Consider the following 18637-nt stretch of genomic DNA (forward strand, 5'->3'; position numbering starts at 1 on the left):
CCACCTTTCTCAATTTTTTAGTCTTTACAAAGAAGTGAGAATATTTTATATTGTTTTTACAGTGATATTGATAATCAATTTCAATTATAAAAGAAGCATTTAAAAATGCAACAAAAAATTTGAGGTGGTTCATATTCGCAAACTCTTCTTTAGTAGTTCATTTTTCTTATTTATGGGGAATTGGCTTGGAATGACTGCAATCAATTGGTACGTCTATGATGTGTATCATAGTGCTACATATTTAGGATGGATAAACTTTGTACGACTCATTCCAATTGCATTGTTTAGTGTATATGCAGGGAAGCTTTGTGATCTGCATCCGCGTATTAAGTTAATGAAGTTGTATTCATTTTGGGGGCTAGTAGTTACAACGTTACTTGCCATTTATGTTGTGTTTATTGCTCCGTCCTTTTTTATTTTCCTTCTTTTCTCATTTGTAAGAGGAGTAATTAGTGCATTAGAAACACCAAATCGAAATACACTTCTTTCGGATATTGATACGAACAATCAAATTAGTAAACTTATATCTATGAATTCGTTTGTGATGAATGTTTGTCGCTCGACAGGGCCGGCTGTAGCTGGATTTCTAATTGCAGGAGGACATATTGAACTTACATTTACGATGCAGGCAGTTTGTTCACTTATTGCATTCATTCTTGTCTTACCAATGAAAGATCAAACGATGAAAAAACGAAAAGAAAAGAAAAAGGCAAGCTGGGAACAAATTGTTCAATATTTCTCTCATGATCATATGGGAAGAGACATTTTTATCACATCAATGATTATAATGGCTTTTGGTTTTTCGTATACGTCTGTATTGCCTGTACTTGTTTCGCATCAATTTACTGGAAAAGCAGAGGTATTTGGCATTGCGATGTCTTCGGCAGCAATCGGTGCCATTATAGCAACTATTATTCTTCCTAAAGTGTTAGAGTACATCTCAGAAATTAGGATCTATTATATTAGTTTAGTTTTGTTTTCTATTAGTATAGCGCTCCTTATTATTAGTAATACATTTGTATTTTTTATATTACTATTCTCTATTGGCCTTTTTGGACAGTTGTTACGTTCCAGTAATCGTGTTTATTTTCAAAACAATGTCTGTGAAGAGGAACGAGGACTTATGCTTAGTGTTGTATTAATGGATCGAGGAATGATTCCACTCGGTTCAATTGTAGTAAGTTATGCCATTGAATATGTGGGTATTTCTGAAACATTTGTAATGATGGGTACTTTATGTATAATCCCATTTGTATTTCAGTATATAAAAGTGAAACAACAAAAAGGGAAGGTGAAGAATTTTGTCCATTCAAAGTAAACAATCAAATCGAGTACAAGCGGAATATCGTATTTTAAATCGTTTTTGTAATGCATTAATTCGTGAAAAAAAATTATTAGAAAGTTGTGCTGTGCTAAAGCATGATTATGGTATTGAAATTATAGATTGTATGAATGAAGCAGAATTATTATTAGAAGTGCAACAAGAAGGGGCATTTGAACGATACGAATTTGCTTTTCCACTCCGGTTTAAAGTAAGAGGACATGTTAGATGGATTGATTCATTACAAATGTTTTTTGAGGAAGTAGCACCATTCTTTCAGCTTCATATTTCAGACTCCTTACAGAAAGAGTTACAGAATAGCGTGGAGAACCTAGAATTAGCTTATGAAGCATGGGAACAAAAACAAGAATGGGTAAAGCAGCAACTTGAAACAAACGTGATGTTTTTTGCGAAATACAGGCCAAATAATCTATACAAATTCTTTGAAGAATTAAAAATATGTATGCCGTTTGATGAATTATTATATACAGAGTCATTAGTAATTGAAGGGCACCCACTTCATCCTTCAACAAAAACAAAACTAGGTTTATCAAAAGAAGAAGTAAAACGTTATGCTCCTGAGTTTGAGCAAGTTGTTCCGTTATACGTATTGCTTGTTCATAAAGATGTAACAGCAGTTACAGGAGATAGCTTTGAAAAACCTGTATTATATGAAAATTTACCAGATTTATATGAAACTGCTTCTCAAATATTAGTAAGCAGAGGGGGCAGAATAGAAGACTTTTATCCATTTCTTGTTCATCCATGGCAATATGAGCATGTACTAACAGAGGAGTATGGGGAAGAGTTAGAGGAAGGACGTATTATTCCAATCCCATATCAACTTTCGTCCAGAGCGACGCTTTCATTTCGAACAATGAATCTATTAGAGTTACCGTATCATGTGAAGCTTCCAGTACGCGCCCAAGCAACAAGTGCAGTTAGAACGGTATCACCAGAAATAACAGTAAATGGGCCAATTCTTTCTTCGCTGTTTGATACGATTTATGCGAATGAGAAAGAGTTAGCGCAGTCAGTAGTTGTCGTTCGTGAACGAGTTGGAGCTACTTTTACAAAACAGAATGATTTTCATTTAGGAAGGAATTTAGCATTTATTTTACGAGAAAGCCCAAATGCATATAAGCAAGAGGGAGAATTATTATGGGTTGGAGCTAGTTTAACAGCAAGCAATCCATTAAAAGAAGAGGAACCCGTTATTGTAGATATGATACGTACATATTTTGAAACAGAAACGATTGGTAAAAAAGAGGTATTTCACTATGTTGCTCATTACACTGAGAAAGTTATGATTCCTTTATTACAACTTGTTTTACAATATGGAATTGCTTTAGAAGGACATATGCAAAACTCTATTATTGTTACAAAAAACGGAGAGGTCCAACGTATTTTTGTACGTGATTTAGGCGGAGTCAGAATTCATAAGAAGACATTAGCAAAGGTAGTGGATTTTGCTGAGGTTAAAGAAGCAGTCGTATTTACAGATGATATGAATGAGGTTTATAACAAGTTTATTCATTCGGTACTGCAGAACCATTTTGGGGATTTATTATTTACGTTAGCTCGCTCGATAGATGACGTACAGGAAAAAGAATTATGGAGAATTGTTGCTGCTATTGTTAAAGAGTACATGGTAGATGCAACCGAAGAGGAAAAGGCAGCTATATTTGCAAAGCAAATTGAAACGAAAGCATTGTTCGCAATGAGAATACAAGATCAAGCAAAATCTTATTTGTATACAAGTTTTCATAACCCGCTTTGTATATAATAGGAGGAATAAACATGCTACCTATCATGAAAGTAAACCTTTCAAAATTGAAGTATAATGCCATGATAATGAAACGATTATGCGAGCGTTCAAATATTATATGTTTTCCTGTAACAAAAGGGGTCGGCGCTGCAAAAGAAGTAATTGAAACCCTTCAAGAGACAGGGTATACAAGATTTGCTGATTCTAGATTACAGCATCTTTATAAAATCCGTTCTATTGTAGGGAAAGAAGCTGAGCTTTTATTAATTCGTGCACCAGCTTTGTCAGAAGTAGAAGAAACGGTTCTTTGTGCAGATATTAGTTTGAACTCTGAACTATGCATCATAGAAGCATTGGGAAGAGCAGCAAGAAGATACAGAACAACGCATCGTGTGATTCTAATGGTTGATTTAGGTGATCTACGCGAAGGAATAATGCCATATCAAGTTGTGGAAGCAGCGCAGAAAGTATCGAATATATCTGGAATTGTACTCGATGGTATTGGAGCGAATTTCACTTGTTTTAGCGGTGTTATTCCAACTGAACATTCTTTACAAGAATTAACGCAATTAGCAAAAATGGTAGAGAAGAAAATTGGGAAACCGCTTCGGTTTATCTCAGGCGGTAATTCAAGTTCGTTACCACTTATCATGCAAAGAAAACAAATTGGACGTGTTAACTCTTTACGGGTTGGAGAAGCTATTTTTCTTGGAAAAGAAACAGCATATGGAAAGAATATTTCTTTTATGTACCAAGATGTATTCTCAATAGAAGCAGAAATCATTGAAATAAAAAGAAAGCCGTCTATGCCCAAAGGCGTTATTGGAAAAGATGCATTTGGGCAAGTTCCGTATTTTGAAGATAAAGGGGAGCGATTACGAGCGATTGTTGCAATAGGAAGGCAGGATCTTGATATTAGCGGTTTACGACCCTTCGATAGGAATATTGAAATTCTTGGTGGAAGTAGTGACCATTTAATTGTTGATATAACGGATAGTACACCGTATAGCATAGGAGATAAAATGACATTCGTTCCGACGTATAGTGCATTGCAAAGCGGCATGGTTTCTTCACTTGTACAAAAAGAATATGTATATGATGATGTACTGCAAAAAGCGCTTATCTTATAAAAGTAAAACTTCTGTAAGTGGGGGGATTCTTCATCCCCCCACTTATTTTTTTCGTTTTTCTCTGAATGTTGAGGTGGGCGTCTTATTGCCCATGAATAGCGGGATAAAGTGAAACTTTCATTAATTGTGATTGTATTCTCTCCTAGTTCCATTAAATATCGATGTGAGAGTCTTACTGTTTGTTAGTACGAGAGAGTGCGTGAATTATTATATATTAATAAATATTCTCTCAATAAATGGTAGACAATTCTTAAAATTATGTTATTATATTAAATGAAAATGATTATCAATACTGTTTAAATGGGGGACTACATAATGAAGGGGAAAAAACTTAGCACTTTACTTGTAGCTATGTCATTAATGGTGGGAGCACTTGCCGGCTGCAGTGGAGGAGCAAAAGAAACAGCAAAGAAAGAAGATAAAGCGGAAGCAACGAAACAAGCAAGCTCAGTGAAAGTTAAACATGAGTGGGGAGAAACAGAGTTAAAGGAAACACCGAAAAATATAGTAACTCTTGATTTTTCATTTATTGATACATTAACGGCTTTAGGCGTTACACCAGTTGGGAATGCTGGGGTAGGAACAACAAAAATACCAGAGTATTTACAAGATAAAGTATCAAAAGTGACAGATGTTGGGGAGCGAAAAGCACCGAACTTGGAAGTTGTTTCATCCGTGAATCCAGACTTAATTATTGCAAGTAAGGATCGCCACAATATGATTCAAAAAGAATTACAAGATATAGCGCCAACAATTGCATTTGATGATAACAGTTATGAAGAAGTAATGAAAAATATGGATACGATTGCAAAAGCAGTTGGAAAAGAAGAAGAAGCGAAAAAGGTTAAAACAGACTTAGATAATAAAATTTCAAAAGCAAAAGAGAAAGTAAAAGGAAATCCAACAGTACTTGTAATCGGAGCTTTTGATGATGAGTTTTCTGTATGGATTAAAGATTCCTTTATTGGTACTTTAATGACAGACATTGGCGTTACATATGCATATGAAGGAGAAAAAGCAAAAACAGAGGGTAAGGCAGAAATTGCAAAAATTACGATGGAACGTCTAAATGAAATTAATCCTGACTATATTTTCTTATATGGAGAGAATGTAGAGAAGTTTAAAAATAATCCACTATATAATAACTTAAAAGCAGTGAAAGAAAAGCATGTAGTTGACGTTGATCGTAATCTTTGGGCTCGCGGACGCGGACCAATTGCAGCAGATAAAATTTTAGATGAGGCGATTCCGGCATTAACAGGTCAGTCTTCTAAATAAGGAGTTGGAGACTTTGTATCATACACAAACTAGAAGCAGACGGGCATTAAACCCGTATGCTTCTTCTACTTTGCAATTTATCTTCTTTTTTCTACTATTAGTAATGTTTGGAGCCCTCTCCGCATTATTTCGTGTAAAAGGATTATCATTTCATAACATATCAGAAGTATTTGCAATAGATACAAAAAACTTAATTTACTATACTGTTTGGCAAGTACGTGTGCCGCGTGTACTACTAGGAGCTCTACTAGGAGCAGCGTTAGCCGTAGCGGGATGTCTATTACAAGGAATTACACGAAATCCTTTATCTGATCCGGAAATTATGGGAGTAAACCAAGGAGCTTCTTGCTTTGTTGTGATTGCCCTTTTAGTGTTTGGAGAGAAGGAGGCATCTTTCGTTATTTTACTAGCAGCTTTTCTTGGAGCAGCAGTAGGCGGAAGTGTCATTTATTCATTAGCGTTTCGCGGTGAATATACACCTTCACGTCTTGTTCTTGCCGGTATTGCAGTGAGTTTATTTCTTGGATCATTAACAACAGGAGCGATTTTGTTATACGAAACGAAACTAACAGAAATTTTATATTGGATGGCTGGGAAATTATCAGGAGCAAGTTGGTTAGATGTAAAAATGATGTTAGTATCGGCACTTCCTGTTACAATCATTACTTTTTTTCTAGCAAATCAATTGAACATTTTGTCTCTAGGTGAAGAGACAGCACGTGGGCTTGGCATAAACGTTCTTCGTATTCGGCGAGTATTTGCGCTTTTAATTGTTCTTCTTGTCGGTAGTGCGGTTGCGGTAGCGGGGCCAATTGGGTTTATTGGACTCATAGTTCCGCATGTTGCAAGAAAACTAGTCGGTCAAGATTATCGAGTTATTTTACCATTTTCAGCATTGCTCGGTGCAAACCTTCTTGTCATAGCGGATTTTGCAGCGCAGTGGGTTTCTTATCCAGCGGATACACCTGTGGGTGTTATAACCGCACTCTTAGGCACACCGTTCTTCATCTATTTAATGAGAAGAAAGCGAGGTGCTGTCAAATGAAGAAGTTTGGTCGATTTACAATTGTTATGATAGTAGGCCTTATATTGCTAATTGCAGTTGCTCTGCTTAGTTTACGGCTTGGAGCTGTGCCAACACCAATTGCTGATATTATAGAAGGAATGATGACAGGACAAGGTGTTGTAGTAAAATATCGTTTACCGCGTCTTGTTATAGCGATTTTAGTTGGAATTAATATGGCATTATCAGGGGCCATTTTACAAAGTGTTACACGTAATCCACTTGCTGCACCTGACATTATTGGGATTTCTGCTGGCGGAGGATTAGCAGCTGTTATTATGTTGCTTATGTTTCCAAATGTACCGCCAATTATGCTGCCTATTGCTGCATTTGTCGGAGCAATGCTTGCGAGTTTATTAGTATACGCTTTATCGTATCAAAAAGGAGGAGTGAAGCCAGAGCGTCTTGCACTATGCGGCGTTGCAATTTCTGCGGGCTTACATGCGCTCATTACATTTATTATTGTGAAATTTGCACTTGACTCCTCACAAGCTCTCGTATGGTTAAAGGGAAGTTTATATGCGAGGTCTTGGCAACATGTTGAAATGCTATGGCCATGGACCTTGATTGGTGCGGTGATTACATTTATGAGTTATAAACAAATTAATCTTTTATTATTAAATGAAGAAACTGTAAAGGGTTTAGGAATGCGTATTGATGTTGTTCGTCTTGTACTTATCGGTGTAGCAGTTGCTTTAGCAGCAAGCTCAGTAGCGGTAGCAGGTACAATTGGTTTTGTAGGGCTTGTTATTCCGCATGCAGCGCGTTTACTTGTTGGCTCAGACAGTAGATTATTTTTGCCGGTGTCTGCATTGCTCGGTGCATTGCTTGTTACCGGGGCAGATATGGTAGGGAGAATTATTATTCCGCCAATTGAAATACCAGCTGGCATTATTACCGCATTAATTGGAGCGCCGTATTTTATATATTTATTGGTAATTAGAAAAACAACATAAATAAAAAAGGAGTGAACAAGATGACAAGTTTATATACGGAACACTTGGAGCTTACGTACGGAGATCAAACAATTATTAATCATCTTGATTTACATATACCAGAAGGGAAAATTACGGCACTTGTCGGTCGAAATGGATGTGGAAAGTCAACGATTTTAAAATCGTTAGCGCGGTTGCTGCAGCCAACTAAGGGACATGTATACTTAGATGGCAAAGCAATTCATACGATACCAACAAAAGAAGTATCAAAGAAATTAGCCATCTTACCGCAATCCCCGACGGCTCCCGAAGGATTAACGGTAGAAGGACTTGTTTGGCATGGGCGTTATCCGCATCAGCGATTACTTGGAAAACGAACAGAGAAAGATCATGAAATGGTAAATTGGGCACTTGAAGTAACTGGTATGAATCAATTTACAGAACGTACATTAGATGAACTGTCAGGTGGGCAGCGTCAGCGCGTTTGGATTGCAATGGCACTTGCGCAAGATACAGAGTTATTGTTATTAGATGAACCGACAACATATTTAGACATGGCTCATCAGCTAGAAGTACTAGAGTTACTGAAAAAATTAAATGAAGAAGAAAATCGAACTGTTGTGATGGTTGTACATGATTTAAATCACGCGGCCAAGTATGCGGATCACATTGTTGCGATTAAAGATGGGGATAAAGTAATGGAAGGTGAGCCAAAGGATGTTTTAAATGATGAATTGTTTGAAACAGTGTTTGGTGTGAAAGCGCGCGTTGTATATGATCCAGTTGCCATGGCGTATATGTGTACGCCGTATGCTTTACTTTCAGAGAAAAAAGAAAAGCAGGAAGAAAGAATTGTTGGGTGAAAAACTGTTGAGAATTGTTTCTCAACAGTTTTTTATTACGGAAGTTATTTTTATCCGGCTATTCGCGGACAGTAAGACCCTCACCGATGGAAGTTTCATTTTATATAAAAACTAAAGAAGAAAAATAATGCCTTTTTTCGAATAGGCATTGCGAAATACATGATGTGCTTTTACAATAAAACAGTCGTTATATTTATTATACTAAAAAAACAAATCGAAATTATGCGAATATTCGTATTGTTGTTTGTGAGGAGAGAAGAAATTTGAAAAGTGTAAGATTACCATCGATGATAGAAATCATCATTCTTTTGCTGTTGTTTTTAGGTGTTGTCTTTTCATTTCAGACAATTTTTGATTTACCAATTCAGCTGGCGTTATTTATTTCATGGTTTCTTGTCATTGCGCTTGGATTAAGGCTTGGGTTTCGTTATCAAGAATTACAAGATGCGATTACGAAAGGAATTTCCAATGGTCTTGAAGCGATTTTAATTTTAGTATCGGTTGGCGCACTTATTGGAACGTGGATTGCTGGCGGCGTTGTACCAACATTAATTTATTATGGTTTAGAATTTATTCATCCGAGTATCTTTCTATTAGCAACATTAATTATTTGTTCTATTACATCTATTGCAACAGGTACTTCTTGGGGGACGGTAGGTACAGCTGGTATTGCAATGATGGCAATTGGAGAAGGACTTGGATTACCACTTCCTCTTGTAGCAGGTGCAGTTCTGTCCGGTGCATATTTCGGAGATAAATTATCACCATTATCTGACAGCACAGTACTTGCAGCTTCTATGGCGAAAGTAGATGTTATTGCGCATGTCCGTGCGATGTTGTATTTAGATATTCCAGCTTATATTATTACGGGTATTATGTTTACGGTTGCAGGATGGATATATGGCGGTAAGAATGTAGATTTAGAAAAAGTAGATTTTCTAAAGTCATCTTTACTAAAGCAGTTTGATATTCACATATGGATGCTCGTTCCAGCAGTAATTGTAATTATACTTTTGGCGATGAAACGTCCATCTATGCCTACAATTGCAATGGGAGCACTTCTTGGTGCCATTTGGGCAGCTTTGTTCCAAGGTATGCCTTTTGGAGAAGCGATTGGCACAGCTTATAAAGGTTTTTCTATTGATTCTGGAATCGATTTCATTGATAAGTTATTAAATCGTGGTGGAATTGAAGGAATGCTCGGCTCAGTTGCCGTTATTATTTTTGGACTTGGTTTTGGTGGCCTATTAGAAAAGCTTGGTGTTTTAAAAGTTATTGTATCTAAGTTTGAGAAAAAATTAACCTCAGCAGGTAATGTAACACTTTCGACTTTAATCGTTGCTTTTTTAGCAAACGTATTTGGCTGTGCAATGTATGTATCACTAATTTTAACGCCAAAAATTATGGAAGAAAGTTATGATAAATTAAAATTAGATCGCCGCATTTTAGCGCGCAACTCAGAGGTTGGCGGAACACTAACGTCGGGGATGGTTCCATGGTCTGATAACGGTATTTTTATGGCTGGTATTCTAGGCGTTTCGACGTTATCTTACCTTCCGTTTATGTGGCTGAGCTTTGTATCGTTAGCGATTGCTGTTATTTACGGATATACAGGTAAATTTATTTGGTATGTAGATGATGTGGAGAAAAGCAAGCAAGTATCATAGTATGAAAAAATCATCCTTTTGCTTATAGCGGGGGATGATTTTTTGTTTTAATGGGCTATTATATTTGTGTAGTAATTTATATTATAAAAATCATCATTTAATAGAATCTATAGAAAGTAATAAATGACTCTCATTATTAATGGAAATATTTATCATTTATTAGTATTTTTAGTAAAATGAAAAAGAAGGTAGTTCAATTTAAGGGGATGAAAAAATGAAGTACAGAATTGAAAGAGATACATTAGGAGAAATAAAAGTTCCAGCTGATAAATTATGGGCAGCACAAACGCAGCGCAGTAAAGAAAACTTTCCGATTGGTACAGAGCATATGCCGCTTGAAATTGTTCGAGCATTTGCGATTTTAAAGAAGAGTGCAGCGATTAGTAATCAGAAGTTAGGAAAACTGGCAGACGAAAAAGCAGCTGTGATTGTAGAGGCGGTTGATGAAATTTTATCTGGAAAATGGGACGAACATTTTCCGCTTGTTGTTTGGCAGACAGGAAGTGGTACACAGTCTAACATGAATGTGAATGAAGTGATCGCAAACCGCGGGAATCAAATTTTAAAAGAAAAAGGGCTGGATGTACATATTCATCCAAACGACGATGTAAACATGTCTCAAAGTTCAAATGATACGTTCCCCACAGCACTTCATGTTGCGTGTGTTATTGCAGTAGAAGAACAAGTATTACCAGCAATAGCTAAATTAAAGGAAACGTTAAAAGAAAAAGTAACTGCATTTTCGCATATTATTAAAATTGGTCGTACTCATTTGCAGGATGCAACGCCATTAACGTTAGGACAAGAAGTGAGTGGCTGGCATCGTATGCTTGAAAAGACAGAGCGTATGATTATAGAAAGCAGTACATATATGAAAGAACTCGCAATCGGTGGTACTGCGGTTGGAACAGGAATTAATGCCCATCCAAAATTCGGTGACATGGCCGCGGAAGAAATTAGTAACTTTACAGGAAAACAATTTGTATCAGCACCAAATAAATTTCATGCGCTAACAAGTCATGATGAAGTTGTCTATACGCACGGTGCCCTAAAAGCGTTAGCTGCTGATTTAATGAAAATTGCAAACGATGTACGCTGGCTTGCAAGTGGTCCGCGCGGTGGTCTTGGCGAAATTATTATTCCAGCAAACGAGCCAGGAAGTTCGATTATGCCAGGGAAAGTAAATCCAACGCAAAGTGAAGCTTTAACGATGGTTGCAGCGCAAGTAATGGGAAATGATGCAACAATTGGATTTGCGGCAAGTCAAGGGAATTTCGAATTAAACGTCTTTAAGCCGGTTATTGCATATAACTTTTTGCAATCAGCTAGATTATTAGCAGATGCAATTGTTGCATTTAACGATAATTGTGCAGTAGGTATTGAAGCAAACGAAGAAGTGATCGGACAACATTTAAATAACTCTTTGATGCTTGTAACAGCCTTAAACCCACATATCGGTTATGAAAATGCAGCAAAAATTGCCAAGCATGCACATAAAGAAGGGTTAACATTAAAGGAAGCGGCATTACAATCAGGATTATTAACAGAGGAACAATTCGATGAAATTGTAGATCCAAAGAAAATGATTGAGCCAATGGAATAAATGAAATGTTTTATAACAAGTAGGATTCTCACTTGAGAATCCTATTTGTTGTTTTTTGTATGTATACGTAAAAAAAATTGGCATTCGTTTATCCTGCATTAACGAGCAGTTATCCCCCACTGATGGAAGTTTTACTTTATTTAGGAATACATGTAACGTTTATGAATCGCAAACGTTATTGTATGTGGACTAAGAGATGTAAATAATAATTATCATATCTGTTACACTTCTTTGTCTTGTATTTACATACTTAAAAAATAAATTTACTCTGTAACTGATAATAAGAATGTTTAGTGAAATAGTAAACATTATTTGTTTTTGTTTGAAAATAGGTAAACAATGTATTGAAAAGTTTATTTTTGTTATGATAATATGATGGAGTAAACTAAATCATAATTTGCTTGTTTTTAGAATAAACTTTTTGGGGGATTGTTTAGTGTGAATGATATTTCGGAATGGTTTTGGAATGCCTCAGTAGAAGAATTGAAAAAAGGATATGTATTTGAGAAGGAAACTGAAGAATACATTTGTTTAGCGTGCGGAGAAAGATTTGTGAAAGGTGTGATTTATCAAGAGCAAAACGTTTTTTATGAAGCGGAGAAGTTTGCACAGCTTCACATCGCAAACGAACATACTTCTATGTTTGATTATTTATTAGGTTTGGATAAGAAGCTAACAGGTTTAACAGATTTACAGAAGAAGATGGTACAGTTCTTTCATATGGGCTTAAACGATAAAGAAATTGTAAAAGAAATGGACGGTGGAAGCACATCAACAATTCGGAATCATCGTTTTACATTAAGAGAGAAGATGAAGCAAGCAAAAGTGTTTCTTGCGTTGATGGAGTTGTCAGAAGAAAAGGTATCGAATCAGCCTACATTCTTGCCAATTCATAGAACAGCTACAATGGTCGACCAAAGATATAATATTACGGAAGATGAGAATGAAGAAATTTTGAAGTTACATTTTACAGAAGGATTAGATGGACCACTTTCTAAATTTCCGAAGAAACAAAAGCGAAAGCTAATTATTTTGAAACATTTAGTGAAAAAGTTTGATAGTAATCAAAAGTATACAGAAAAAGAAGTTAATGAGATTTTAGAAAATGTGTATTCTGACTATGTCACGTTAAGAAGATATTTGATTGAATATGGCTTTCTAGATAGAACACCTGATGGAAGTCAGTACTGGGTGAAATTATAGAAAAAAATGCAGATAACATGAAAGGAGAAAGGAAATTGAATAGAAGAGAAGAATTAAAACAGCTGTACAAAGAAACAGAAATAGAGGCTGGGGTTTACTGTATTAAAAATACAAAAAATGAAAAAGTGTATGTTGAGAGAACGATGAATTTGAAAACAATGAGTGGAAGACGACTTTTACTTAATATGGGTACTCATATGAATAAGGCATTGCAAGATGATTGGAAGGAATACGGGGCAGATGCTTTTGAGTTTGAAATATTAGAAGTGTTGAAAAAGAAAGAGACTGGATATTTTAACGCAAAAGAAGAATTGAAAAAATTAGAAGAGAAATGGTTAGAGGAATTGCAGCCATATGGAGAGCGTGGATATAACCGCGAAACATCTCGATAAAAGGGGTTATGAAATTTGAAAAAAATTGAAGAAGGAACAGAAAGTAAACCGATATGGCGTTCTATGTCTATGTTTCTCATTCCTTTACTGTTAAGTAATGTATTGCAGTCGCTTGGACAGTTGTTTGGTATGGTAGTAGTGGGGCGTTGGCTTGGCATTAATGACTTAGCTGCTATTTCGGCCTTCTTCCCGTTGTTTTTTCTACTTATTTCATTTGTAATTGGTATTGGTTCTGGTAGCTCGATTTTAATCGGTCAGGCTTATGGAGCTCGGAATGAAGAACGTTTAAAGGCGATTGTTGGTACAACGTTGACATTTACGTTTGTTCTTGGAGCGATTTTAGCGGTAGTGGGTAGTATGTTTGCGATGGATATTATGCGCCTTGTTGGTACGCCAGAAAACATAATTAACATGAGTGTTCATTATGCACGAATTTTATTTATTTCTATGCCAATTCTGTTTTTATATTTTGCTTATACGACTTTTATGCGTGGTACAGGGGACTCTAAAACACCATTTTATTTTTTAATTGTTAGTACAGGACTAAATATGGCATTATTACCTATTCTTATTTTTGGTTGGTTAGGCCTGCCGAAACTTGGTGTGTACGGCGCAGCATATGCTTCTGTTATATCAACAATTGTTACATTTATTATTCTGTTAGTTTATTTAAGAAAAACGAAACATCCATTGCAATTTGATGCAACAGTTCGAAAGTATCTTCGTATGGATTGGGACTTGTTAAAATTATTATTACGTCTTGGTATTCCAGCAAGTATTAATATGATACTAGTTTCATTATCTGAGATTGCGGTTATTTCATTTGTAAATCGCTTTGGATCAGATGCAACTGCGGCATACGGAGTAGTGAACCAAGTGGCAAGTTATGTACAGATGCCAGCTGTGAGTCTTGGGATTACCGTTTCTATATTTGCAGCTCAGTCCATTGGAGCTAATCGATTTGATCGCCTGCAAAAAGTAATCCGAGCAGGAATTGTAATGAACTATGTAATCGGAGGAGTATTAGTATCTCTTATTTATTTGTTCTCAAAAGAAATTTTAGCGCTGTTTTTAACGAGTCAGAGTACGATTGATATTGCACATAGTCTCATTATGATTACGTTATGGAGTTACTTAATTTTCGGTCATGCGCAAATTATTGGTGCAACAATGCGAGCGAGCGGAACTGTATTGTGGCCGACTATTTTTGCGGTTGTATCGATTTGGCTTGTAGAAGTTCCGGTAGCCTATTTCCTATCGTATCATACGAGCCTTGGAATAAAAGGTATATGGATTGGATATCCAGCTGCGTTTATTGCGAGCTTGCTTTTACAATACGGATATTATAGGTTGTCGTGGAAGAAGAAGCGAATTACGCGTCTTATTAGCTAAAGATTTGGTATCATTTTTCTTGTTAAACAAATGGAGCACTAATAGAAATAAGATACAAAAATAAATATGTGAACAAAAGATCTCTTCTAGATTACTTATCTGGAGGGGATTTTTTCATAGGATTCTAGATAAAGTACTGTGATTTATAAAATTATAGTAAAATAGTCAATCCAAATAAACTTGGGGGAATTTTCATACGAAACAAATAAGATTAACTAAACAATCATGTTATTGTCTAAACTGCTTTTTGATCCTTGATTTAATTTGCTTCCTATAAGAGTAAACTCCTTTTACATTTTCTCTCTTATTAAGTGGACTTGCTAAAAAAAGTATAACCCCGAACAGCTTTAATAAATTACTTAATGCTTTCATGCAACATAAATATAGGTATTGGGAATAGTAAATTTATTGCTAAAAAATAAAAATTATATTTTTGAAATATATTCATTAAGAGGTGAAGATTTGTAGATATGGATAGAAAAGAAAAATGGAGCTTATGGGCCCTTTCATCTGTTCCTTTAGTTATGACGCTTGGAAACTCCATGTTAATCCCTGTACTTCCAGTAATTGAAAAGAAATTAAATATTAATGACTTTCAAGCTTCTCTTATCATTACCGTTTATTCTGTTGTCGCTATTATTTTAATTCCTATAGCGGGTTATTTATCTGATAAGTGGGGAAGAAAGAAAGTAATTATACCTAGTTTATTTATAGCGGCTATAGGAGGAGCTATTACAGGTTGGGTATCATGGAAGCTTGAAAATCCTTATATATGGATTTTAATAGGGAGGATAATTCAAGGAATTGGCTCAGCTGGGGCAATGCCTGTTGTGATTCCTTGTGTAGGCGATATGTTTCAAGATGAAAAACAAGTGAGCAGTGGCCTAGGTCTAGTCGAGACATCGAATACTTTAGGTAAGGTTTTAAGTCCAATTTTAGGATCTTTACTAGCTTCGTTTGTTTGGTTTCTTCCTTTTTGGTTCATTCCGGTTTTGTGTATAATATCCATCATTTTAATTTTCTTTTTTGTGAAGCCGCCTAAACAAAAACAAGAAGCTCCTCCATTACGTATTTTTCTTCAAAATGTAAAGTTGATTTTATGCGAGAAAGGTCGTTGGCTTTTTCCTATTTTTTTACTTGGAGGTATTATTATGTTTATTCTGTTTGGTATCCTTTTTTATTTATCTTCAATTTTAGAAAAGCGATATCACTTAGAGGGCGTTTGGAAAGGCTTTGTATTAGCTATTCCGTTAGCTTCACTTTCTCTTACTTCTTATATAACAGGAAAAAAGATTGGAGATAAGAAAGTAATAATGAAGTGGTGTATATGTATTGGTTTTTTCTTATTAGGAATAACATTAATAACTCCAATATTTCTCAAAAATATTTACATGATTATAATAAGTCTTGTAATTAGTGGAATTGGGATTGGTGTTGCTCTTCCTAGCTTAGACGCTCTAATAACAGAAGGAATCCAGAAGGAACAGAGAGGATCGATTACATCTCTTTATAGCTCAATGCGATTTGTAGGAGTAGCCGCAGGCCCTCCGTTGTTTGCAGTATTAATGAAAGGGCCGGATAATTATATATTTTATCTGTCAATTTTTTTAGCATTTATAGGAGCTTTATTATCTTTACTATGCATTAAACCAAAAAAAGCCTAATAAAAATACAAATTTTAAAGATTACTCTTTCGTAATAAAGAAGGAAGCATAAACCTTCAATTTACGTAAAGTTATGCTTCCTTTTTTTAGTACATATGCTACTGATTAAAGGGTACAAATATAAAGTGAAACTTCCATCAGTGGGGGCTCTTCATCCCCCACTGATGGTTAGTTGAACCAATCGGGCTCTTACAGGCAGTTATCCCCCACCTAGCTTCTTCGCTTTCTCTGAATCTTGAGGTGGGGGTCTTACTGCCCGTTAGTGCGGGATAAATTTGACACTTGTACACATTGAACAAAAGAAATAGGAGGTAAGTTACTAGAAGTTAGAGAAATTATGGAGGAGAAAGAATGATGCAAGTAGGGGGGAATATATAATGATATCATTTTTAATCATTGTAGACGCTGGTATCCTTGCATTCATCAGCCTTATTCATATGTATTGGGCATGTGGTGGAACTTGGGGAAGTAAGGTTGTTCTTCCGATGAAAAAAGATAGCGGAGAATATGCTTTTATTCCACACAAAACAGGGACTTTTCTAGTGGCACTTGCCATTTTATGTTTTGCTATGATGCTATTAGCTCAAAGTGGATATTTGTCTTTTTGGAATGCGAGTCGTTACACAAAATGGGGATGTATGATTCTAGCGGGAATTTTCTTTTTACGTGCAGTTGGTGATAGAAAGTATGTCGGAATCTTTAAAAAGGTAAAGGGAACAAAATTTTCAGTGTATGATACGTGGTTATACAGTCCGCTTTGTTTGTATATTGCACTTTCTTTTTTCGTAGCGGTTTATAGTCAGTAGTATGCGAAAGGAAACCTTTCATCAATAAGGGATTGCTGAATTGCTAACAATTTCATGAAGTTGTAAAACGAGGGGCGTATAATCCTCTCGTTTTTGTTATGCATTTCTTTGTTATTTTCGACGTGGTTTATTATAGTATATATATATGCTTTTGTTGAAGAAAATTTGGGGTCTATACATAAAGGTCTAAATGATTCAATGAATTTACAAATTGAGAGGTTTACTTTACATAATAAGAGGATGTGGGAATACAATGTCACTACAGTCAAAATATTTAGCAGGAATTTCACTTGGAGTAATGGGAGTTGGTTTTGTTGCAACAATCCCGTTTCAAGGAACGATAGTAGGGAATATTATACAAGGTGGATTTGAAGCTGGTTTAGTAGGGGGACTCGCGGATTGGTTTGCAGTTACGGCACTGTTTCGCCATCCGATGGGGATACCAATTCCGCATACGGCTCTATTGCCAAAAAATAGAAAACGGATTACAAAAGGGCTCGTTTCCACACTGGAGAATGATTGGCTTACGAAAGAAAGTATTACCGATAAAATAAAAGAAATGAAGTTGGCTGCAACGGTATTACATATTGCGGAAAGAGAGCTGCATTCCGATGCGTTAAAGAAAGGGATTGTTACAATTGCTGAAAAGGCGATTCTGCAATTGAATACAAAACAGTTAGCTATTGTTTTGGAAAAAGAATTAAAAAGGTATTTACATACAATTAACGTAGGTAATATTCTTCAAGTACTTGTCGATCAAATAGTTACGCAACAATATGATGAAAAGGCGTTAGATTATCTGTTAGTCAAAGCGAAAGAATGGACAGCGCAAGATGCAGCACGCTATCAACTTGGTAGTTTAGGTATGAAGGCGCTGGAAAATATAAAAGTAGACGGTTTCTTACAGTTTACGCTTAAATCCTTTATGAGTATTGTCGATGAAGAAAAAGTTGGCAGCATTCTGCAAAAGTTTATTATTAATAATATTAGTAGTTTGCAAAACGTTGATAATAGCACGAGACAAGCTCTATTGATGAAAATTCGCTACGAAATCCTACATACTAAGGAGAATGAAGCGGTATTAAAAGAACTGGAGAATTGGAAAGAAAATTGGATTGTGAATTGGGAGGCAGCTGAGAAGATAACAGAATTTCTTGAGCAAGCAAAGCAAAAATTTGTAGATTTTATTCAAAAAGATGAGTTTACGGACAAATATCTTCTGCCGTTTCTGACAACACAAATGAATAAAATGAAAGAAGATGCAGCAACAGTTCAGCGTATGGAAGATTGGTTACAAAAACAAATTGTAAAATTAGTTGAAAGCAATCATTCTAAAATCGGAAAACTTGTACAGGAAAATTTAGATAAATTAGATGATAAAACACTTATTGAGATGATTGAAAATAATGTAGGAAAAGATTTGCAGTGGATTCGTGTAAATGGCGCTGTTTGTGGATTTATGATTGGATTGGTTTTGGAAAGCTTAAAAGCGGTTATATAATAAAAAACAACTTGAATAGTGATAAGGAAAAATATATATCATATTCCTACA

The 18637-nt window shown here is 35.6% G+C and carries 15 protein-coding genes; all 15 read left to right on the forward strand.

Annotated features, from left to right (window positions below; all coding sequences use genetic code 11):
• Positions 1-124: 124 nt before the first annotated feature.
• The 15 genes from LRP84_RS05380 (at position 125) to LRP84_RS05450 (ending at position 18586) form a co-directional block, all read left to right on the forward strand.
• Entirely contained in the window at positions 125-1318 is a 1194-nt protein-coding gene (locus tag LRP84_RS05380) for an MFS transporter (RefSeq protein WP_302850569.1), read from the forward strand.
• Entirely contained in the window at positions 1302-3107 is a 1806-nt protein-coding gene (locus LRP84_RS05385; protein ID WP_230574127.1) for an IucA/IucC family protein, read from the forward strand. Before LRP84_RS05380 ends, LRP84_RS05385 begins: the two co-directional genes overlap by 17 nt.
• A gap of 14 nt (positions 3108-3121) precedes the next feature.
• Positions 3122-4219 carry an alanine/ornithine racemase family PLP-dependent enzyme gene (locus tag LRP84_RS05390; RefSeq protein WP_230574128.1) on the forward strand — a complete coding sequence of 366 codons (1098 nt, stop codon included), beginning with the start codon at positions 3122-3124 and terminating at the stop codon, positions 4217-4219.
• A gap of 315 nt (positions 4220-4534) precedes the next feature.
• Positions 4535-5497, forward strand: coding sequence for an ABC transporter substrate-binding protein (locus LRP84_RS05395; protein WP_230574129.1), 963 nt, complete (start codon positions 4535-4537; stop codon positions 5495-5497).
• 13 nt (positions 5498-5510) lie between these two features.
• Positions 5511-6542, forward strand: a complete 1032-nt coding sequence (locus LRP84_RS05400) for a FecCD family ABC transporter permease (RefSeq protein ID WP_230574130.1) — start codon at positions 5511-5513, stop codon at positions 6540-6542.
• A complete protein-coding gene (locus tag LRP84_RS05405; protein ID WP_230574131.1) occupies positions 6539-7516 on the forward strand; it encodes a FecCD family ABC transporter permease in 978 nt (325 codons plus the stop codon). The genes LRP84_RS05400 and LRP84_RS05405 overlap by 4 nt, the downstream gene beginning before the upstream one ends.
• A 20-nt stretch (positions 7517-7536) precedes the next feature.
• Positions 7537-8358, forward strand: coding sequence for an ABC transporter ATP-binding protein (locus LRP84_RS05410; RefSeq protein ID WP_230574132.1), 822 nt, complete (start codon positions 7537-7539; stop codon positions 8356-8358).
• A gap of 263 nt (positions 8359-8621) precedes the next feature.
• On the forward strand, positions 8622-10025 hold the full coding sequence (gene nhaC, locus LRP84_RS05415) for a Na+/H+ antiporter NhaC (RefSeq protein ID WP_230574133.1): 1404 nt from the start codon (positions 8622-8624) through the stop codon (positions 10023-10025).
• 214 nt (positions 10026-10239) lie between these two features.
• Positions 10240-11628 carry a class II fumarate hydratase gene (fumC, locus tag LRP84_RS05420; protein ID WP_230574134.1) on the forward strand — a complete coding sequence of 463 codons (1389 nt, stop codon included), beginning with the start codon at positions 10240-10242 and terminating at the stop codon, positions 11626-11628.
• A 438-nt stretch (positions 11629-12066) separates the two neighbouring features.
• On the forward strand, positions 12067-12831 hold the full coding sequence (locus tag LRP84_RS05425; RefSeq protein WP_230574135.1) for a DUF2087 domain-containing protein: 765 nt from the start codon (positions 12067-12069) through the stop codon (positions 12829-12831).
• A gap of 35 nt (positions 12832-12866) precedes the next feature.
• Positions 12867-13223: a GIY-YIG nuclease family protein gene (locus tag LRP84_RS05430; RefSeq protein ID WP_230574136.1), complete on the forward strand. Its 357-nt coding sequence runs from the start codon at positions 12867-12869 to the stop codon at positions 13221-13223.
• A gap of 63 nt (positions 13224-13286) precedes the next feature.
• Complete coding sequence (locus LRP84_RS05435) at positions 13287-14615, forward strand: MATE family efflux transporter (protein WP_230574168.1); 1329 nt, start codon at positions 13287-13289, stop codon at positions 14613-14615.
• 470 nt (positions 14616-15085) lie between these two features.
• Complete coding sequence (gene bcbE / locus LRP84_RS05440; protein ID WP_230574137.1) at positions 15086-16279, forward strand: bacillibactin exporter BcbE; 1194 nt, start codon at positions 15086-15088, stop codon at positions 16277-16279.
• Positions 16280-16656: 377 nt separating this feature from the next.
• On the forward strand, positions 16657-17085 hold the full coding sequence (locus LRP84_RS05445) for a DUF3995 domain-containing protein (RefSeq protein WP_230574138.1): 429 nt from the start codon (positions 16657-16659) through the stop codon (positions 17083-17085).
• Between the two features lie 253 nt (positions 17086-17338).
• The gene (locus tag LRP84_RS05450) at positions 17339-18586 is read left to right on the forward strand and encodes a DUF445 domain-containing protein (RefSeq protein WP_230574139.1); all 1248 of its coding nucleotides are present in this window, start codon (positions 17339-17341) and stop codon (positions 18584-18586) included.
• The last annotated feature ends 51 nt before the right edge of the window (positions 18587-18637 follow it).

Source organism: Bacillus rhizoplanae, from assembly GCF_917563915.1.
Taxonomy (GTDB): Bacteria; Bacillota; Bacilli; order Bacillales; family Bacillaceae_G; genus Bacillus_A; species Bacillus_A rhizoplanae.